Annotated in this window: 19 protein-coding genes; all 19 read left to right on the top strand. The window is 63.1% G+C overall.

Annotated elements, in window-relative coordinates:
• Positions 1 to 2 precede the first annotated feature (2 nt).
• The 19 genes from AC07O2_RS04875 to AC07O2_RS04785 all read left to right on the top strand — a co-directional run bounded on the left by AC07O2_RS04875 (position 3) and on the right by AC07O2_RS04785 (position 18,346).
• Positions 3 to 254: a hypothetical protein gene (locus AC07O2_RS04875; RefSeq protein WP_495074605.1), complete on the top strand. Its 252-nt coding sequence runs from the start codon at positions 3 to 5 to the stop codon at positions 252 to 254.
• 33 nt (positions 255 to 287) lie between these two features.
• On the top strand, positions 288 to 1,451 hold the full coding sequence (gene ssuD, locus AC07O2_RS04870) for an FMNH2-dependent alkanesulfonate monooxygenase (protein WP_495074604.1): 1,164 nt from the start codon (positions 288 to 290) through the stop codon (positions 1,449 to 1,451).
• A gap of 25 nt (positions 1,452 to 1,476) precedes the next feature.
• Positions 1,477 to 1,863 (top strand): VOC family protein, encoded by a 387-nt coding sequence (locus AC07O2_RS04865; RefSeq protein WP_495074603.1) that lies wholly within the window; start codon positions 1,477 to 1,479, stop codon positions 1,861 to 1,863.
• Positions 1,860 to 2,783 (top strand): aliphatic sulfonate ABC transporter permease SsuC, encoded by a 924-nt coding sequence (gene ssuC, locus AC07O2_RS04860; RefSeq protein WP_495074602.1) that lies wholly within the window; start codon positions 1,860 to 1,862, stop codon positions 2,781 to 2,783. Before AC07O2_RS04865 ends, ssuC begins: the two co-directional genes overlap by 4 nt.
• A gap of 21 nt (positions 2,784 to 2,804) precedes the next feature.
• Positions 2,805 to 3,764 (top strand): aliphatic sulfonate ABC transporter substrate-binding protein, encoded by a 960-nt coding sequence (locus AC07O2_RS04855; protein WP_495074601.1) that lies wholly within the window; start codon positions 2,805 to 2,807, stop codon positions 3,762 to 3,764.
• 4 nt (positions 3,765 to 3,768) lie between these two features.
• Positions 3,769 to 4,575, top strand: a complete 807-nt coding sequence (locus AC07O2_RS04850) for an ATP-binding cassette domain-containing protein (RefSeq protein ID WP_495074600.1) — start codon at positions 3,769 to 3,771, stop codon at positions 4,573 to 4,575.
• 27 nt (positions 4,576 to 4,602) lie between these two features.
• A complete protein-coding gene (locus tag AC07O2_RS04845) occupies positions 4,603 to 5,907 on the top strand; it encodes an O-acetylhomoserine aminocarboxypropyltransferase/cysteine synthase family protein (RefSeq protein WP_495074599.1) in 1,305 nt (434 codons plus the stop codon).
• A 102-nt stretch (positions 5,908 to 6,009) separates the two neighbouring features.
• Entirely contained in the window at positions 6,010 to 6,225 is a 216-nt protein-coding gene (locus AC07O2_RS04840) for a TOBE domain-containing protein (protein ID WP_490593073.1), read from the top strand.
• A gap of 19 nt (positions 6,226 to 6,244) precedes the next feature.
• The gene (locus AC07O2_RS04835) at positions 6,245 to 7,297 is read left to right on the top strand and encodes a methionine ABC transporter ATP-binding protein (RefSeq protein ID WP_495074598.1); all 1,053 of its coding nucleotides are present in this window, start codon (positions 6,245 to 6,247) and stop codon (positions 7,295 to 7,297) included.
• Positions 7,290 to 7,955: a methionine ABC transporter permease gene (locus tag AC07O2_RS04830; RefSeq protein ID WP_495074597.1), complete on the top strand. Its 666-nt coding sequence runs from the start codon at positions 7,290 to 7,292 to the stop codon at positions 7,953 to 7,955. Before AC07O2_RS04835 ends, AC07O2_RS04830 begins: the two co-directional genes overlap by 8 nt.
• Before the next feature lie 20 nt (positions 7,956 to 7,975).
• Positions 7,976 to 8,773, top strand: coding sequence for a MetQ/NlpA family ABC transporter substrate-binding protein (locus AC07O2_RS04825; protein WP_495074596.1), 798 nt, complete (start codon positions 7,976 to 7,978; stop codon positions 8,771 to 8,773).
• A gap of 180 nt (positions 8,774 to 8,953) precedes the next feature.
• Positions 8,954 to 9,529: an RBBP9/YdeN family alpha/beta hydrolase gene (locus AC07O2_RS04820; protein WP_495074595.1), complete on the top strand. Its 576-nt coding sequence runs from the start codon at positions 8,954 to 8,956 to the stop codon at positions 9,527 to 9,529.
• Positions 9,530 to 9,568: 39 nt separating this feature from the next.
• Complete coding sequence (locus AC07O2_RS04815) at positions 9,569 to 10,171, top strand: isochorismatase family protein (RefSeq protein ID WP_495074594.1); 603 nt, start codon at positions 9,569 to 9,571, stop codon at positions 10,169 to 10,171.
• A 271-nt stretch (positions 10,172 to 10,442) separates the two neighbouring features.
• A complete protein-coding gene (locus tag AC07O2_RS04810) occupies positions 10,443 to 13,316 on the top strand; it encodes a 2-oxoglutarate dehydrogenase E1 component (protein WP_495074593.1) in 2,874 nt (957 codons plus the stop codon).
• A gap of 95 nt (positions 13,317 to 13,411) precedes the next feature.
• Positions 13,412 to 14,665, top strand: a complete 1,254-nt coding sequence (gene odhB, locus AC07O2_RS04805; protein ID WP_495074592.1) for a 2-oxoglutarate dehydrogenase complex dihydrolipoyllysine-residue succinyltransferase — start codon at positions 13,412 to 13,414, stop codon at positions 14,663 to 14,665.
• Between the two features lie 7 nt (positions 14,666 to 14,672).
• A complete protein-coding gene (locus AC07O2_RS04800; RefSeq protein ID WP_495074591.1) occupies positions 14,673 to 15,119 on the top strand; it encodes a hypothetical protein in 447 nt (148 codons plus the stop codon).
• Positions 15,116 to 16,534, top strand: coding sequence for a dihydrolipoyl dehydrogenase (gene lpdA, locus AC07O2_RS04795; protein WP_495074590.1), 1,419 nt, complete (start codon positions 15,116 to 15,118; stop codon positions 16,532 to 16,534). Before AC07O2_RS04800 ends, lpdA begins: the two co-directional genes overlap by 4 nt.
• An 85-nt stretch (positions 16,535 to 16,619) precedes the next feature.
• Positions 16,620 to 17,717, top strand: a complete 1,098-nt coding sequence (zapE, locus tag AC07O2_RS04790) for a cell division protein ZapE (protein WP_495074589.1) — start codon at positions 16,620 to 16,622, stop codon at positions 17,715 to 17,717.
• Complete coding sequence (locus tag AC07O2_RS04785) at positions 17,714 to 18,346, top strand: hypothetical protein (RefSeq protein WP_495074588.1); 633 nt, start codon at positions 17,714 to 17,716, stop codon at positions 18,344 to 18,346. The genes zapE and AC07O2_RS04785 overlap by 4 nt, the downstream gene beginning before the upstream one ends.
• Positions 18,347 to 18,364: the final 18 nt, after the last annotated feature.

Raw genomic sequence — 18,364 nt, 5'->3', positions numbered from 1 at the left:
CCATGGCGACCCGCAGCCCCACCACAGACACGCAGCAACGCACGCAGCAGAACGTGCAACAGAACGCGCTGCGCCTGCTGGTGACCACGGCAGTGAGTTGGGGGCTTTTTAGCCCTCCAGCGCAGGGACTACCTGCGCTGGTAGCTACTAAATTGGTAGCGAATGGCCTGTTCCGTCCCTGGGGCGTGGCACCGGTTCGCTATCTGCGCTGCGTGTCCAGCCGTGGCAACCACCGGGTCGATGCCCGCCGTTAACTTTCACGTTCGCGATTTTTGGAGTTGTTTGCAATGCAAGTCTTCTGGTTCATCCCCACCCACGGCGACAGCCGCTACCTTGGCACCAGTGAAGGTGCGCGTGAGGTCAATTTCGACTACCTGAAGCAGGTAGCCCAGGCCGCCGACAGCGTGGGCTATGAAGGCGTGCTGATCCCCACCGGCCGCTCCTGCGAAGACCCCTGGGTGGTGGCCTCGGCGCTGTTGCCGGTGACCAAGCGCCTGAAGTTCCTGGTCGCTGTGCGCCCCGGCCTGCACCAGCCGGCCCTGGCCGCACGCATGGCGGCCACCTTTGACCGCTTGTCCGGCGGCCGCCTGCTGATCAACCTGGTGACCGGCGGCGACCAGATCGAGCTGGAAGGCGACGGCGTGTATCTGGACCACGCCCAGCGCTACGAACAATCGGCCGAATTCATCCGCATCTGGCGCAACATCCTGGCACGCAGCCACGACGGCGAAAGCTATGACTTCGAGGGCAAGCACCTGAGCGTGAAGGGCGCCAAGCTGCTCTACCCGCCACTGCAGGAACCGCACCCGCCGGTGTACTTCGGCGGCTCGTCCGACGCCGCGCACGACCTGGCCGCCGAGCAGGTTGAGACCTACCTCACCTGGGGCGAGCCACCCGCAGAGGTCGCCAAAAAGGTGGCCGACGTACGCGCCCGTGCCGCCAAGCAGAACCGCACCGTCAAGTTCGGTATCCGCCTGCATGTCATCGTGCGTGAGACGGACGACGAGGCCTGGAAGGCCGCCGAAAGCCTTATCAGCCGGCTGGACGACGATACCGTCATCCGCGCCCAGGCCGCCTTTGCCCGCATGGACTCCACCGGCCAGCGCCGCATGGCCGCCCTGCACGCTGGTGGTAAGAAGCGCACCCGTGCCGACCTGGAAATCAGCCCCAACCTCTGGGCCGGTGTGGGCTTGGTACGCGGCGGAGCCGGCACCGCGCTGGTGGGCGACCCCAAGACCGTGGCCGCGCGCCTGCAGGAATACGCCGACCTGGGCTTGGACACCTTTGTGCTGTCTGGCTACCCGCACTTGGAAGAGGCTTACCGCTTCGCCGAACTGGTGTTTCCGCTGCTGCCGCTGTCGCTGCGCAACAAGCTGCCCGGCCAAACCTTGACCGGCCCGTTTGGCGAGGTGATTGGCAACAACTTTGTACCCCAGGCATCGCAAAGCTGACAACCCCTTCAAGAAGAGCGCCGCCATGAACATCCACTCCATCCACCACGCGCAGCTGGGCTTTCGGGCCGGTGACGAGGCGCAGATACGCCGCTTCTACAACCAGCTGATAGGCCTGACCGAATTCAAGGTGGGCCAGCAGCCAACCGAAGGCGCGCCGCTGCGCTTTGTGGCCGGCCACCAGCGCGTGGACCTGGTGCCCACCGAAAACTGGCAGCCCAGCCCCGTGCCCGCGCACCTGGCTTTTGAGGTGCAGGACCTGCCCAGCCTGCGCCGGCGCCTGCTGTCGGCCGACGTGGTGCTGGAGGAAACCCAGCCCCTGGTCGGCCACCTGCGCTTTTACGTGAAAGACCCGGCGGGCAACCGGCTGGAGTTCCTGGAGCCCGATGCATCCCAAGCGAGTACGGTATGAGCAGCACTGTTTCCCACAACATCCACCAACAAGCATCCCGTTCCCTGCCGCAAGAGAGCGAGCTGCAGGTCACGCCGTTTCCGCATGCATTTGCAGAAGCGCTGGAGGCCCCGGACGCCCCCACACCTTCGCGCAACTTTGCCCAGCTGAAGGCATTCGCCGCCAGCGTAGGGCAGGGCTTGTTGCCCTGGTTGGTGCCCATCACCTTGATCGTGGTCTGGCAGGTCGCGTCGTCCCTGGGCTGGCTATCCACCCGGGTGCTGCCCGCACCGGTGGACGTGGTCAAGGCGGCATGGACGCTGACCTTGTCCGGCGAATTGCTTACCCACGTCAAGGTGAGCGCTGGCCGCGCCCTGACCGGCCTGGCCATCGGCGGCGGCCTGGGTTTGCTGCTGGGTTTGCTGACCGGTTCGGTGAAGTTTTTTGAAACCCTGCTGGACTCCAGCATCCAGATGGTGCGCAACATCCCGGCGCTGGCGCTGATACCGCTGGTGATTTTGTGGTTCGGCATTGACGAAATGGCCAAGCTGTTTTTGATCGCGGTGTCGGTGTTCTTCCCGATCTACCTCAACACCTTCCACGGCATCCGCAATGTAGACCCGCAGCTGATCGAGATGGGCCGCACCTACGGCCTGTCGCGCTGGCAGCTGTACCGCGACGTGGTGCTGCCGGGCGCGCTGTCCAGCATCCTGGTGGGGCTGCGCTTTTCGCTGGGGCTGATGTGGGTGATTTTGATTGTGGCCGAGACCATCTCCGCCCAGTCCGGCATCGGCTACCTGACCATGAACGCCCGCGAATTCCTGCAGACCGACATCGTGCTGGTGGGCATCTTGTTGTACGCGCTGCTGGGCAAGCTGGCTGACCTGTTCGCCCGCGGCCTGGAGCGCTGGTGGTTGCGCTGGCACCCAGGCTACCAATAACCCCGTTTGGATGGCTTGAGCATGAACTTTTCTATCGATCGACGCGGCGTATTGGCTTCTATCGCCGCCCTGGCGGCTGGCCCGGTGCTGGCGCAAACTGCAGCACCTTTCACGGTGCGTATCGGCTACCAAAAGTCGTCCACCCTGGTGGTGGTGCTGAAGACCCAGGGCCTGCTGGAAAAGCAGCTGGCGGCACTGGGTGCCAAGGTGAGCTGGCATGAATTCACCAGCGGCCTGCCGCTGCTGGAGGCGCTGAACCTAGGCAATATCGACATCAGCGCCGACGTGGCCGATACCGTGCCGGTGTTTGCGCAGGCCGCAGGGGCTAAGCTGACCTTTGTGGCCCAGGAAGCGCCTTCGCCCGCGGCCCAGGCCATCGTGGTGCGCGCCGATTCGCCTATCAAGACGCTGGCCGACCTGAAGGGCAAGAAGATCGGCTTTGCCAAGGCCGCCGGCGTGCACTACCTGCTGCTGGCCGCGCTGGAGAAGGCCGGCCTGTCGTTCAAGGACATCGAGCCCGCCTACCTGACCCCGGCCGATGGCCGCGCGGCCTTCGAGCGGGGCTCCATTGACGCCTGGGTGGTGTGGGACCCGTTCCTGTCCGCCGCGCAGCGCCAGTCCAGTCTGCGCGTTCTGGCCGATGGCACGGGCATCGCCTCGTACCAGCGCTACTACCTGGCGGGTACGCCGTTTGCCCAGGCCCATCCCGAGGTGCTGCAACTGCTCTACACCGAGCTGCAAAAAGCCGGTGTCTGGGTCAAGCAAAAACCGCAGGACGCGGCTGCGCTGCTGGCGCCCGTCTGGGGGCTGGACGCCGCCACCGTCGAGCAGGCCAACAGCCGCCGCAGCTACGCCGTGCGGCCTGTGGTGGCCAACGTGCTGGGCGAGCAGCAGCGCATTGCCGACGCCTTCTTCTCTGAAAAGCTGCTGCCGCGCAAAGTGAACGCGCTGGACGCCGCCCTGTTTCAACCTGGAACCTGAATATATGAGCAACACCACCAAGGGCGGCGTCAAGCTGGAGGCCCGCAGCCTTACCAAAAAATATGGCGAGCGCGAGGTGCTGCGCAAGGCGCAGCTGACCGTCGAGCCCGGCCAGTTCATCGCCATCGTGGGCCGCAGTGGCTGCGGCAAAAGCACCTTGCTGCGCCTGGTTGCCGGGCTGGAAGCCGCCAGCAGTGGCGCATTGTCCATAGACGGCAAGGCGGTGGACGGCCTGCACGACGACACCCGCATCATGTTCCAGGAGTCGCGTCTGCTGCCCTGGCGCCGCGTGCTGGACAACGTGGTGCTGGGCCTGCCGCCCGAGGCGCGGGTCCGTGGCGAAGAGGTGCTGGCCCAGGTCGGCCTGGCCGACCGCAAGAACGAGTGGCCGTCGCGCCTGTCTGGCGGTCAACGCCAGCGCGTGGCCCTGGCCCGCGCCCTGGTACGCCAGCCGCGCCTGCTGCTGCTGGACGAGCCCCTGGGTGCGCTGGATGCGCTGACCCGCATCGAGATGCACCGCCTGATCGAAAGCCTGTGGCAGCAGCACCGCTTCACCGCGCTGCTGGTGACCCACGATGTGCAAGAGGCCGTAGCCCTGGCCGACCGCGTGATCCTGATCGAAGACGGCCGCATCGCGCTGGACGAGAACATTTCTTTGGCCCGGCCACGCTCGCAAGGCGACGCCGAGTTTGCCCGCATCGAAAAACGCATCCTCGACCGCGTGCTACAGAAACCGGAGCAGCCTGCGCACGTTCCACCTGCGCGGGGCGGCGATTTGACGCCTATCTTCGGTCTCAATTGGGCAATTTGATTTTCACCACAACCTTCGGGAGACAGCATGGCAAGAGACAGCAGCAACTGGAAGTTTGAAACCAAGTCGGTCCACGCCGGCTACTCGCCGGACCCGATAACGCGCGCAGTCGCGCCGCCGATCTACCAGACCGTGGCCTATGCTTTCGACAGCGCCCAGCACGGCGCCGACCTGTTCGACCTGAAGGTGCCGGGCAATATCTACACGCGGATCATGAATCCAACGCAGGACATTCTGGAGCAGCGCGTGGCTGCGTTGGAGGGCGGCATTGCCGCGCTGGCCCTGGCCTCTGGCCAGGCGGCGGTGACCTACGCCATCCAGACCATTGCCGAGGCCGGCGACAACATCATCAGCAGCACCGCGCTGTACGGCGGCACCTACAACCTGTTCGCCCACACGTTGCCGCAATTTGGCATCACCACCCGCTTTGCCGACCACCGCGACCCGAAAAGCTTTGAAGGCCTGTTCGACGATAAGACCAAGGCGGTGTTTGTCGAGTCGCTGGGCAACCCCGCCGGCAATGTGACCGACATCGCAGCCATTGCCGAGATCGCGCATCGCCACGGCGTGCCGCTGATCGTGGACAACACCGTGCCCAGCCCCTACCTGAGCCGGCCCATTGAGCACGGCGCCGACATCGTGGTGCATTCGCTGACCAAATACCTGGGCGGCCACGGCACCAGCATTGGCGGAGCCATCGTCGATTCCGGCAAGTTCCCCTGGGCAGAGCACAAGGCGCGTTTCAAGCGACTCAACGAGCCGGACCCCAGCTACCACGGCGTGGTCTACACCGAGGCTTTGGGCGCCGCTGCCTACATCGGTCGCGCGCGCGTGGTGCCGCTGCGCAATACCGGTGCGGCCATTTCGCCGTTCAACGCCTTCCTGATCCTGCAAGGCATCGAAACCCTGGCCCTGCGCATGGACCGCATCAACAGCAACGCCTTGGCGATTGCCCAGCACCTGCAAAAGTCGGCCAAGGTGCAGTGGGTCAACTACGCCGGCCTGGAAGACCATGCCGACTACCCGCTGGCCAAGAAGTACCTCAGCGGCAAGGCCTCGGGCATTCTGACCTTCGGCGTGAAAAGTGAAGGTGTGGGCGGACGCGAGGCCGGCGCCCGTTTCCTGGATGCGCTGCAGCTGTTCACCCGCCTGGTGAATATTGGCGACGTGCGCTCGCTGGCCACGCACCCGGCGTCCACCACGCACCGCCAGCTCAACCCGGCCGAGCTGGCCAAGGCGGGCGTGGGCGAAGACACGGTGCGCCTGTCGGTCGGCATCGAGCATATCGACGACCTGCTGGCCGATCTGGACCAGGCGCTGGCCTCCTTGTAAGCCACTTCAGATTTAAATAAAAAATGCCTCTGGCGCAGGTATTACCTGCGCTGGTAGCTACGTAATTAATAGCAAACCGATTTTTTAACCAGGAGTAAACCCATGTCCATCCAAGCCATCAACGTACGCAACCAATTCCGCGGCAAGATCAAGGAAATCATCCGTGGCGATGTCGTTTCTGAAATCGACGTCGAAACCCCATGGGGCATCGTTACCTCGGTCATCACCACGCGCTCGGTCAACGACCTGCAACTGGTGGTGGGCAGCGAAGTCGTGGCCCTGGTCAAGTCCACCGAAGTCTCCATCGCCAAGCTGTGAGGACCGGCATCGCCACGACATGATTGAGTTGCACAACATCCACCAGACTTACCCCGGCCCACAAGGCCCGGTGCAAGCGTTGCAGGGCATCGACCTGCAGATACAGGCGGGTGAAATTTTCGGGGTGATCGGGCGCAGTGGCGCGGGCAAGAGCTCGCTGGTGCGCACCATCAACCTGCTGAACCGGCCCTCGCAAGGGCAGGTCCGTGTCGACGGGCAGGACCTGACGGCGCTGGACGCCACCGCGCTGCGTGCCGCCCGGCACCAGATCGGCATGGTGTTCCAGCACTTCAACCTGCTGTCCTCACGGACGATTTTTGACAATGTGGCGCTGCCGCTGGAGCTGGTGGGCACGCGCCCGGCGCTGATCAAGGACCGGGTCGATGGCCTGCTGGACCTGGTCGGCCTGTCGGCGCTGCGCGACCGCTACCCCGCGCAGATCAGCGGCGGGCAAAAGCAGCGCGTGGGCATTGCCCGGGCGCTGGCGAGCAACCCCAAAGTTTTGCTCTCGGACGAGGCCACCTCGGCCCTCGACCCCGAAACCACCCGTTCCATCCTCGGCCTGCTGCGCCAGATCAACCGCGACTTTGGTTTGACGATTGTGCTGATCACGCACCAGATGCAGGTGGTCAAGCAGGTGGCTGACCGCGTCGCGGTGATAGACGCCGGTCGCATCGTGGAGCAGGGCGCGGTGATGGACGTGTTTACCCGCCCGCAACACGCCACCACCCGCAGCCTGATCGCCGAGATCGTGCCGCAGGACCTGCCGGAGAGCGTGCTGGCGCGCATCCGCAAGCTGATGGCCTCCGGGGCGCCTGCCCAGCAGGGGCACCATGGCCAATTGCTGCGCCTGGCGTTTGCCGGTGATGACTCTGACCAGCCGCTGCTGTCGGACGTGATCCGCCGCTTCGGGCTGGACCTGAACATTCTGCATGGACAGGTGGACGAGATCCAGGGCCGCCCCTTCGGTGCGCTGGCTGTACATGTACGTGGCGCGCGCGAGCAACTGGTCGCCGCTGTGGCCCATTTACGCGGCGCTGGCGTATTGGTGCAGGAGGTTGCCCATGTTTGATACTTTTACGCCCCAATTGCTGGAGCTGTTTGCGTCCTCGTTCTGGGAGACGCTGGTGATGGTCGGCATCTCCGGCCTGGCGGGCGCCGTGATCGGCGTGCCGCTGGGTGTCTTTCTGCGGCTGACCGACCAGGGTGGTGTGCTGCACAAGCCGGCGCTGAACCGGGTGGTCGGCACGCTGGTAAACGCCGTGCGCTCCACGCCTTTCATCATCCTGCTGGTGGCCATCATCCCGTTCACGCGGCTGCTGACCGGTTCGTCCATTGGCACGGCTGCGGCGGTGGTGCCGCTGACGATTGCTTCCGCACCCTTCATCGCCCGGCTGGTGGAAACCGCGCTACGCGAGGTGGATGCCGGTCTGGTGGAGGCGGCCCAGGCTATGGGTGCCAGCACCTTGCAAATCGTCTTCAAAGTGCTGCTGCCCGAGGCGCTGCCTGGCATCGTGGCGGCGGTAACCATCACTTTGGTGAGCCTGACCGGCTATTCGGCCATGGCCGGCGCCATCGGTGGCGGCGGCCTGGGCGACCTGGGCATCCGCTACGGCTACCAGCGCTTTCTGCCCGAGGTGATGCTGGCCGTGGTGCTGGTGCTGATCGTCTTTGTGCAGGCACTGCAAAGCCTGGGCGACTGGCTGGTCCGTCGGATAAGTCACAAGTAAATATTTTTAGGGAGTTAGCCATGTACAAAAGAACATTCATCCAGTCCGCCGTCGTGTTGGCCACCAGCCTGCTGCTGGCCGGTGGCGCGCTGGCGCAGGACAAACCGCTGAAGGTCGGCGTTACCGCCGGGCCGCACGCGCAGATCTTTGAGCAGGTCAAAAAGATCGCCGAGAAGGATGGGCTGAAGATCCAGATCGTCGAATTCAGCGACTACATCCAGCCCAATGCCGCCCTGGCTTCAGGTGATCTGGACCTGAACAGCTACCAGCACAAGCCCTTCCTGGACCAGCAGGTTAAGGACCGGGGCTACAAGATCGTGGCGGTGGGCAATACGGTCAACTTCCCGATTGGCATCTATTCCAAGAAGGTGAAAAGCCTGGCGGACCTGAAGGAGGGCGCCAAGGTCGGCATTCCGAACGACCCGACCAATGGCGGCCGGGTGCTGCTGGTGCTGCAAGACAAGGGCCTGGTCAAGCTCAAACCCGAGGCCGGCCTGAAGGCCACGCCGCTGGACGTGGTGGACAACCCCAAGAAGATCCGCTTTGTGGAGCTGGACGCAGCCCAGCTGCCGCGCTCGCTGGACGACCTGGACGCGGCGGCCATCAACACCAACTTCGCACTGCAAGCCGGGTTGAACCCGGCCAAGGACGCGATTGCCCAGGAAAGCGCCAAGAGCCCGTACGTCAACCTGCTGGCCGTGCGCGAGCAGGATAAGGACAAGCCCTGGGTGGCCAAACTGGTCAAGGCCTACCACTCGGAGGAGATCCGCCAATACGTGCAAACCGAGTTCAAGGGAGCGGTGTTGAGCGGCTTTTAACCCGGCTTTCCGCACTATAAAAACAGGAGCTGCCGGCGCAGGTATTTACTGCGCTGGCAGCTATTTTTTATGTGTGAATTTGTAGCGTCTCTTCAGACAATTTGGTTCTAAGCTCATGCGCATAAACAAACAGCAATTCAGTCGTTGGAGTTTGGCTCCGGCCTGCCCACAATCCGGGCCATGACGCAAACCAGAATTCTCATCGTGCCCGGCTGGCGCAATTCCGGCCCCGGGCATTGGCAGACCTTGTGGTCCGAGAGCGTGGCCGGCGTGGAGCGCGTGGACCAGGACGACTGGGTCACACCCACCCGCGCGGCCTGGGTGGCCTCCATTACCCGGGCGATACTGGCCAGGCCTGGCCCCGTGGTGGTGGTGGCCCACAGCCTGGGCTGCATCGCCACCACCCATTTGCCGCCCGAAGCGGTGGAGCGCATCCAGGGCGCGCTGCTGGTGGCCCCGGCCGACCCCGAGCGTCGCGCCATCCTGAACGACTTTGCGCCCGTGCCCTATGCCCGCCTGCCGTACCGTAGCGTGCTGGTGGCCAGTAGCAACGATCCGTACTGCCCGGTGCGCCTGGCCGGTGCCTATGCGCGTGCCTGGGGCAGCGAGATGGTGCGCCTGCAAGACGCGGGGCATATCAACATCGCCTCCGGCCATGGCGACTGGCCGCTGGGTCTGGCCCTGTTGCAGTCTCTGACCGGCGGGCTGTTGCAGCCGGCCGGGGGAGAGGTGCTATCGGCGGTTTCTGCGGTTTAATCTGGGGCTTATTTGCCCCCGATTTCGCCAAGGAACCCCATGCTGCTCGACGCCCCAGAATCCCAACTTGTCCTGGTTGATTACCAGGAGCGCCTGCTCCCCGCCATTTTTGAAAACACCGCTGTGCTGGCCAACGCCATGCGCCTGGCCCAGGCCGCCCAGCTGCTGGACGTGCCGGTCTGGGGCACCGAGCAAAACCCGTCCAAGCTGGGCCAAAACCCGGCCGAGATGCGCGCTCTGTGCCGCGACACCCTGAGCAAAATGCATTTCAGCGGCATGGAAGAGGGCCTGGGCGAATGGTTGCGGCCGCCCGCCAAGCCGGTGCAGGGCAATGCCCGCAGCCTGCCCAAGCATTTGCAGAAGCCGCAAAACGCCGCGCCCGAGCGCAACACCGTCGTGATTGCCGGGCTGGAAGCCCACATCTGCCTGCTGCAAACCGCGCTGGACCTGCTGGAAGACGAGTTCGATGTGTGGGTGGTCACCGACGCCTGCAGCTCGCGCACCGAACGCAACCGCGACGCCGCCTTTGACCGCCTGGCCGGTGCCGGCGCCGAGCTGGTCACCACCGAGATGGTGCTGTTCGAATGGCTGCGCACCGCCGAGCATGCGGACTTCAAAGCGGTGCAGGCCTTGGTAAAGTAATGTTTCTCCCGCACCACATAGAGTTTTAAATAAAAAATGGGGCTGGCGCATATACGGCGTGCGCTGGCAGCTATTAAAACAATAGCGGGTGCCTGTTCTTCGCCCGTAACTCGGCACCACACGCCCCATATTGGGTAGATAATCCCGCCCGTACTAGGCCCTTCCTGCCACAGTCGCATCCGCCAATCGGTCCAGCCGTGTCGCGGAAGGTTAATTAAACCCAGCTTTAACCAGCTAATGTTTCCTGCAGGGAAACGGAGGTCAGCGGAATATGAGTGAACCAGTCTCTTCGGTGTACCAAGCCTACCAAGGCAACACCTATCTCTTCGGTGGCAATGCCCCCTATGTAGAAGAACTCTACGAAAACTACCTTGCAAACCCCGGTAGCGTGCCCGACAACTGGCGCGATTACTTTGACGCGCTGCAAAACGTGCCTGCCGTGGACGGCAGCGATGCCAAGGACGTGCCCCACCTGCCCGTGGTGAACGCCTTCGCAGAACGCGCCAAGCAAGGTGGCACCAAGGTGGTCATGGCGACTGGCGCCGACTCCGAAATGGGCCGCAAGCGTACCGCCGTGCAGCAGCTGATCGCTGCGTACCGCAACGTGGGCGTACGTTGGGCCGATCTGGACCCGCTGAAACGCACCGAGCGCGACAAGATTCCCGAGCTAGACCCATCCTTCTACGGCTTCACCGACGCCGACCAGGAAACCGTCTACAACACCAGCAACACCTTCTTCGGCAAAGAGACCATGTCTCTGCGCGACCTGATGAATGCGCTGCGTGAAACGTATTGCGGCACCATCGGCGCCGAATACATGTACACCACCGACCAGAACAAAAAGCGCTGGTGGCAACAAAAGCTGGAAGGCATCCGTAGCAAGCCCAGCCTGTCCCGAGAGAAAAAGCTGCACATCCTGGACCGCCTGACAGCGGCCGAAGGCCTGGAGCGCTTCCTGCACACCAAGTATGTGGGCCAAAAGCGCTTCTCGCTCGAAGGTGGTGAAAGCTTCATCGCCGCCATGGACGAGCTGATCCAGATGGGTGGCACCAAGGGCGTGCAAGAAATCGTCATCGCCATGGCCCACCGCGGCCGCCTGAACGTGCTGGTGAACTCGCTGGGCAAGGTGCCCGCCGACCTGTTCGCCGAGTTCGACCACACCGCCCCTGAAGACCTGCCTTCCGGCGACGTGAAGTACCACCAAGGCTTCAGCTCCGACGTCTCCACCCCTGGCGGCCCAGTGCATTTGACGCTGGCCTTCAACCCTTCCCACCTGGAAATCGTGAACCCGGTGGTCGAAGGTTCGGTGCGCGCCCGTATGGACCGCCGTGCCGACCCCGAAGGCAAGCAAGTGCTGCCCGTGCTGGTACACGGCGATGCGGCTTTTGCCGGCCAAGGCGTGGTGATGGAAACCCTGGCGCTGGCCGAAACCCGTGGTTATTTCACGGGCGGCACGGTGCATATCGTGATCAACAACCAGATCGGTTTCACCACCAGCGACCCACGCGACAGCCGTTCCACACTGTACTGCTCGGACGTGGTCAAGATGATCGAAGCGCCTGTGCTGCACGTCAACGGTGACGATCCTGAAGCCGTGGTGCTGGCAACCCAGATCGCGCTGGACTACCGCATGGAGTTCCAACGCGACGTGGTGGTGGACATCATCTGCTTCCGCAAACTGGGCCACAACGAGCAAGACACACCCGCGCTGACCCAGCCGCTGATGTACAAGAAGATCGCCAAGCACCCCGGCACGCGCAAGCTGTACGCCGACAAGCTGGCGGCCCAAGGCTTCGGCGAAACGCTGGGTGACGATATGGTCAAGGCCATGCGCGCCGCACTGGACGCAGGCAAGAACACCTTCGACCCGGTGCTGACCAACTTCAAGAGCAAGTACGCAGTGGATTGGTCACCGTACCTGAACCGCAAGTGGACCGACGCTGGCGACACCGCCATTCCGCTGTCCGAGTGGAAGCGCCTGGCTGAAAAGCTGACCACGCTGCCTGCCAGCATCACCCCGCACGCTCTGGTGAAGAAGGTTTATGACGACCGCGCTGCCATGGGCCGTGGTGACATTCCGGTGGACTGGGGCATGGGCGAGCACATGGCGTTCGCCTCCCTGGTGGCCAGTGGCTACCCCGTGCGCCTGAGCGGTGAAGACTGCGGCCGCGGTACCTTTACCCACCGCCATGCGGTGATCCATGACCAGAACCGTGAAAAGTTCGACGAAGGCACCTACACGCCTTTGCAAAACGTGGCCGACAACCAGGCTCCGTTCGTCGTCATCGACTCCATCCTGTCCGAAGAAGCGGTGCTGGCATTCGAATACGGCTATGCCTCGAACGACCCCAACACCCTGGTGATCTGGGAAGCCCAGTTCGGCGACTTCGCCAACGGCGCCCAGGTGGTGATCGACCAGTTCATTGCCTCCGGTGAAGTGAAGTGGGGCCGTGTCAATGGCATCACCTTGATGCTGCCGCACGGCTACGAAGGCCAAGGCCCCGAGCACAGCTCGGCCCGCCTGGAGCGCTTCATGCAGCTGAGCGCCGACACGAACATGCAAGTCGTGCAGCCCACCACCGCCAGTCAGATCTTCCACCTGTTGCGCCGCCAGATGGTGCGCAACCTGCGCAAGCCGCTGGTCATCATGACGCCCAAGTCTCTCTTGCGCGCCAAGGATGCAGCCTCTCCGCTGAGCGAGTTCACCAAGGGTGGTTTCCAGACCATCATTCCGGAGAACAAGGACGTCAAGGCCGACAAGATCAAGCGCGTCATCGCCTGCTCGGGCAAGGTCTACTACGACCTGGCCAAGAAGCGCGAAGAAAAGGGCGCAGACGATGTGGTGATCCTGCGTGTGGAACAGCTCTATCCGTTCCCGCACAAGGCTTTTGCTGCGGAACTGAAGAAGTACCCTAACGTCACGGAACTCGTGTGGTGCCAGGACGAGCCGCAAAACCAGGGCGCCTGGTTCTTCGTGCAGCACTATCTGCACGAGAACATGGCCGATGGCCAGAAGCTGGGTTACTCGGGCCGCGCGGCCTCGGCGTCTCCTGCAGCCGGCTATTCGCACCTGCACCAAGAGCAGCAAAAGGCTCTGGTCGACGGCGCGTTCGGCAAGCTCAAAGGCTTTGTCTTAACCAAATAAGCACCCCGCGTTGTGCCTCCGGGCCAACGCTGTGCCGGCTGGAGCGGTGTGCTCCGGCTCGCACGCCCCACATATAAAAATCTGGAGTTTTTGAAATGTCTATCGTTGAAGTGAAGGTTCCACAACTGTCCGAGTCCGTGGCCGAAGCCACCTTGTTGCAGTGGAAGAAGAAGGTTGGCGACGCTGTTGCCGTGGATGAAATCCTCATCGAAGTGGAAACCGACAAAGTCGTGCTGGAAGTGCCCGCACCTTCCGCCGGCGTGATCGTCGAGCTGGTCATGGGCGACGGCAGCACCGTGGCCGCCGAGCAGCTGATTGCCCGCATCGACACCGAAGGCAAGGCCGGCGCCGTGGCTGCTGCACCTGCCGCAGCAGCACCCGCTGTGGCCGCTGCTGCGCCTGCAGCCGCCGCTACCAGCACCTCCATGGCCGGCGTGCCCATGCCAGCTGCTGCCAAGCTGATGGCCGACAACGCTCTGGCCGCAGGTTCCGTGGCCGGTACCGGCAAAGACGGCCGCGTCACCAAGGGTGATGTACTGGCTGCCGTGGCCAATCCTCCTGTTGCCAAGGTAGCTGCTGCCGTGATCCCCACCGGCGTGCCTACCAAGTCCCTGCCACAGGTTTCCACCATGGCGCCTGACCTGGGCGACCGCCCTGAGCAGCGCGTGCCCATGAGCCGCCTGCGTGCCCGCGTGGCCGAGCGTCTGCTGCAATCGCAATCGACCAACGCCATCCTTACCACCTTCAACGAAATCAACATGGCTCCGGTCATGGACATGCGCAAGCGCATGCAAGAACGTTTCGAAAAGGAACACGGCTGCAAGCTGGGTTTCATGAGCTTCTTCGTCAAGGCGGCAGTGCACGCCCTGAAGAAGTTCCCCGTGCTGAATGCCAGCGTGGACGGCAACGACATCGTCTACCACGGCTACTTCGACATCGGTATCGCCGTGGGTTCGCCACGCGGTCTGGTGGTGCCAATTTTGCGCAACGCCGACCAGATGAGCTTTGCCGACATCGAGAAGAAGATCGCCGAATACGGCCAAAAGGCACGTGACGGCAAGCTGGGCATTGAAGACATGACCGGCGGCACCTTCTCCATCTCGAACGGCGGTACCTTCGGCTCCATGCTGTCCACCCCCATCATCAACCCACCGCAATCCGCCATCCTGGGCATCCATGCCACCAAGGACCGCGCTGTGGTGGAAAACGGCCAAGTGGTGGTGCGCCCCATGAACTACTTCGCCATGTCCTACGACCACCGCATCATCGACGGTCGCGAAGCCGTGCTGGGCCTGGTGGCCATGAAGGAAGCGCTGGAAGACCCAGCCCGCCTGTTGTTTGATATCTGACGGAATGATGTCTGCACGCCAGGGACACGCATGGGTGGTGGCTTTGTTGCTGTCCGTGGCAGCAGGCGGCAGTTTCGCGCAAACGGGTTCGTTTGCCGGCACCTACCGTATGGATTGTGGGCCGATTGGTCCTGTTGTCCCGGGCTTTCAGCAGCAGTGCGAGGCCTTGCAGGCCAAGGGCGTTGGGCCGATATTCAGGTTCAGCGTCAATGCGGCGGGCACCTGGGTTGTGGCACCAACGCTGTCAGGTGTTGCCGGTAGCCAGACGTTGGAATCCACGCAGCTTGAAGGCCATGACTGCCTGCAAGCGCCCATGGTGCTGGTTTGTGTGGTTCCGCGCGGCGTGGATATTTTCAAGAGTTCCCCTGGCTCTGTCGTCCAGTCCAGATCCGGCAGGGTCATGCTGGCGACGAATCTGGGGGCCATCGATTTGATTGAGGTAACAGAACAATGAGTAAGAATTTTGACGTGATCGTCATCGGCGGCGGCCCCGGTGGCTATGTGGCCGCCATCCGTGCAGCCCAACTGGGCTTTAACGTGGCCTGTATCGATGAGTGGAAAAACGCCAAGGGCGGCCCCGCTTTGGGCGGCACCTGCACCAACGTGGGCTGCATTCCCTCCAAGGCGCTGCTGCAGTCCAGCGAGCACTTTGACCAGGCCAGCCACCACTTTGCCGACCACGGTATTTCCGTCTCCGGCCTGGAGATGGATGTGGCCAAGATGATCGCCCGCAAGGACATCGTCGTGAAGCAGAACAACGACGGTATCCAGTACCTGTTCAAGAAGAACAAGATCACCTTCTTCCACGGCCGTGGCACTTTCGCTGCAGCCAAGGACGGCGGCTACGAGATCACCGTGGGCGAAGAGTCCCTGGTCGGCAAGCACATCATCATCGCCACTGGCTCCAATGCCCGTGCCTTGCCTGGCACGCCGTTTGACGAAGAACTGGTGCTGTCCAACGACGGCGCGTTGCGCGTCGGCGCTGTGCCGAAGAAGCTGGGCCTGATCGGCTCCGGCGTGATCGGCCTGGAAATGGGTTCGGTCTGGCGCCGTCTGGGTGCCGAAGTCACCATCCTCGAAGGTCTGCCAACTTTCCTGGGCGCGGTGGACGAGCAGATCGCCAAGGAAGCCAAAAAGGCTTTCGACAAGCAAGGCCTGAAGATCAACCTCGGCGTGAAGGTCGGCGAGATCAAGACCAGCAAGAAGGGCGTGAACATCGCCTACACCGATGCCAAGGGCGAAGCCCAGACGCTGGACGTGGACAAGCTGATCGTCTCCATCGGCCGCGTGCCCAACACCATCGGCCTGGGTGCCGAAGTGGTTGGCCTGGCCCTGGACGAGCGCGGCGCGATTACGGTAGACGGCGACTGCAAGACCAACCTGCCCAATGTCTGGGCGGTGGGTGACGTGGTGCGCGGCCCCATGCTGGCGCACAAGGCCGAGGAAGAAGGCGTGGCGGTTGCCGAGCGCATCGCCGGCCAGCACGGCCATGTGAACTTCAACACCGTGCCTTGGGTGATTTACACGAATCCCGAAATCGCCTGGGTCGGCCAGACTGAGCAGCAGCTCAAGGGCGCAGGCCGTGCCTACAAGGCCGGTACCTTCCCCTTCCTGGCGAACGGCCGCGCGCGCGCGCTGGGCGACACCACCGGCATGGTGAAGATGTTGGCCGACGCGGCCACGGACGAAATCCTGGGCGTGCACATCGTCGGCCCACAGGCCAGCGAGCTGATCGCCGAGTGCGTGATGGCCATGGAATTCCGCGCCAGCGCAGAAGACATCGCCCGCATCTGCCACGCCCACCCCAGCTTGAGCGAATCGACCAAGGAAGCCGCTCTGGCCGTGGACAAGCGCACGCTGAACTTCTAATCCCGTTTTAGAAGAAAAAGGCTGCCAGCGCAGAATATATCTGCGCTGGCAGCTATTTAATTTGTAGCAACCGGAGTTTTTCTCTTTGAGCGTCAAACAGGCCTACGAGGCAGAACTGGCCCAGCGTGGCTACACCGCCGATCCGGCGCAGTTGCGCGCCGTGGAAGCACTGGAGCGTTGTGCTTCCGAGTGGGCAGCGTACAAAGAGAAGCGTTCCAACGCACTCAAGAAACTCATCAACCGCCCGGAGATTCCCCGCGGCGTCTACATGTACGGAGGGGTGGGACGTGGCAAAAGCTTTCTGATGGATTGCTTCTACAACGCCGTGCCGTTGCGGCGCAAAACCCGTCTGCACTTTCATGAATTCATGCGCGAGGTGCACCGCGAGCTGCAGGAGCTGCAGGGCACGGTGAACCCGCTGGACGAGCTGGGCAAACGCATGGCCAAGCGCTACCGCTTGATCTGCTTTGATGAATTCCACGTAGCCGACATCACCGACGCGATGATCCTGCACCGGCTGCTGGCGGCGCTGTTTGCCAATGGTGTGGGCTTTGTCACCACCTCCAACTTCAAGCCCGACGACCTGTACCCGAACGGCCTGCACCGCGACCGTATCCTGCCTGCGATCGCCTTGTTGAATGAGAAGCTGGAAGTGCTGAGTGTGGACAACGGCACCGATTACCGCCGCCGCACGCTGGAGCAGGTCAAGCTCTACCATACCCCGCTGGGCCCTGAAGCGGACCAGGAGATGACCAATGCCTTCAACCGCCTGGCCGAGACGCAGGATGAAGACCCCATACTGCACATCGAAGCCCGCGAGATACGGGCCCGGCGCAAGGCCGGTGGCGTGGTGTGGTTCGACTTCCGCGAGCTGTGCGGCGGGCCGCGTTCACAAAACGATTATCTGGAAATCGCCAGCCAGTTCCATACCGTGCTGCTCAGCGATGTGCCGTACATGCCCGTGAACATGGCGTCGCCGGCGCGGCGCTTTACCTGGTTGGTGGACGTGCTGTACGACCGCCGCTGCAAGCTGATCATGTCGGCCGCCGTGGCTCCCGAGGCGTTGTATACAGACGGTCCGCTGGCCCACGAGTTCCCGCGTACCGTGTCACGCCTGACCGAGATGCAGTCCACCGAATTCCTGGCGCTGGAGCGCCGTATCGTCGATACGCACATCACATGAAAAAGCCTCTGATTCTTTGCCTCTGCCTGCTGGGGGTGAGCCTTGTCCAGGCGCAGACCGATACTTCGGCCGACGCCGAGCAGGCCGAACGCAACCGTATTCAGTCTGAACGCGCGCAGATACAGCAGCGTTTCGACCAGGAAGAGGTCCACTGCTACCAGAAGTTTGCCGTGAACGATTGCAAGGATGCAAACCGTGCCCAGCGGCGTGACCAGATGGCCGACCTTCGCCGCCAGGAGATTTTGCTCAACGATGCCGCGCGCAAGCGCAAGGGTGCCGAGCAGCTGCAGCGCATGGAGCAAAAGGCTGCCGAAGAAAGCCCGCCGGCCAGTGCAACGCCAGCCGAGAAGAGCGTGGGTACGGTGCGTACACCTACCCCTTCCACGCCACGCCAACCCCATACCGCCGCTCAGGCCGCACAAGAAAAAGCCGCCCGCAAAGCCACGCTGGACAGCAAGCAAAAGGCTTTTGAGGAGGCCCAAGCAGCCCGTGCGCGCAAGGCCGCGACAGCCGGGGAAGAGCGTGAACGCTATCTGCGCAAGCAACAGGACGCCGCCGAGCACGCGGAGCAGACGCGCAAGCGCAACGCTGAAAACACCAAGACGCCGGCGGCACCGCTGCCGCCCTGAGGCTCAAAAGCTGCCCTG

The sequence above is a fragment of the Rhodoferax sp. GW821-FHT10B06 genome (assembly GCF_059415605.1).
Note: the sequence above shows the minus strand (reverse complement) of the source record. Positions and strands in the feature narration are given on the sequence as shown.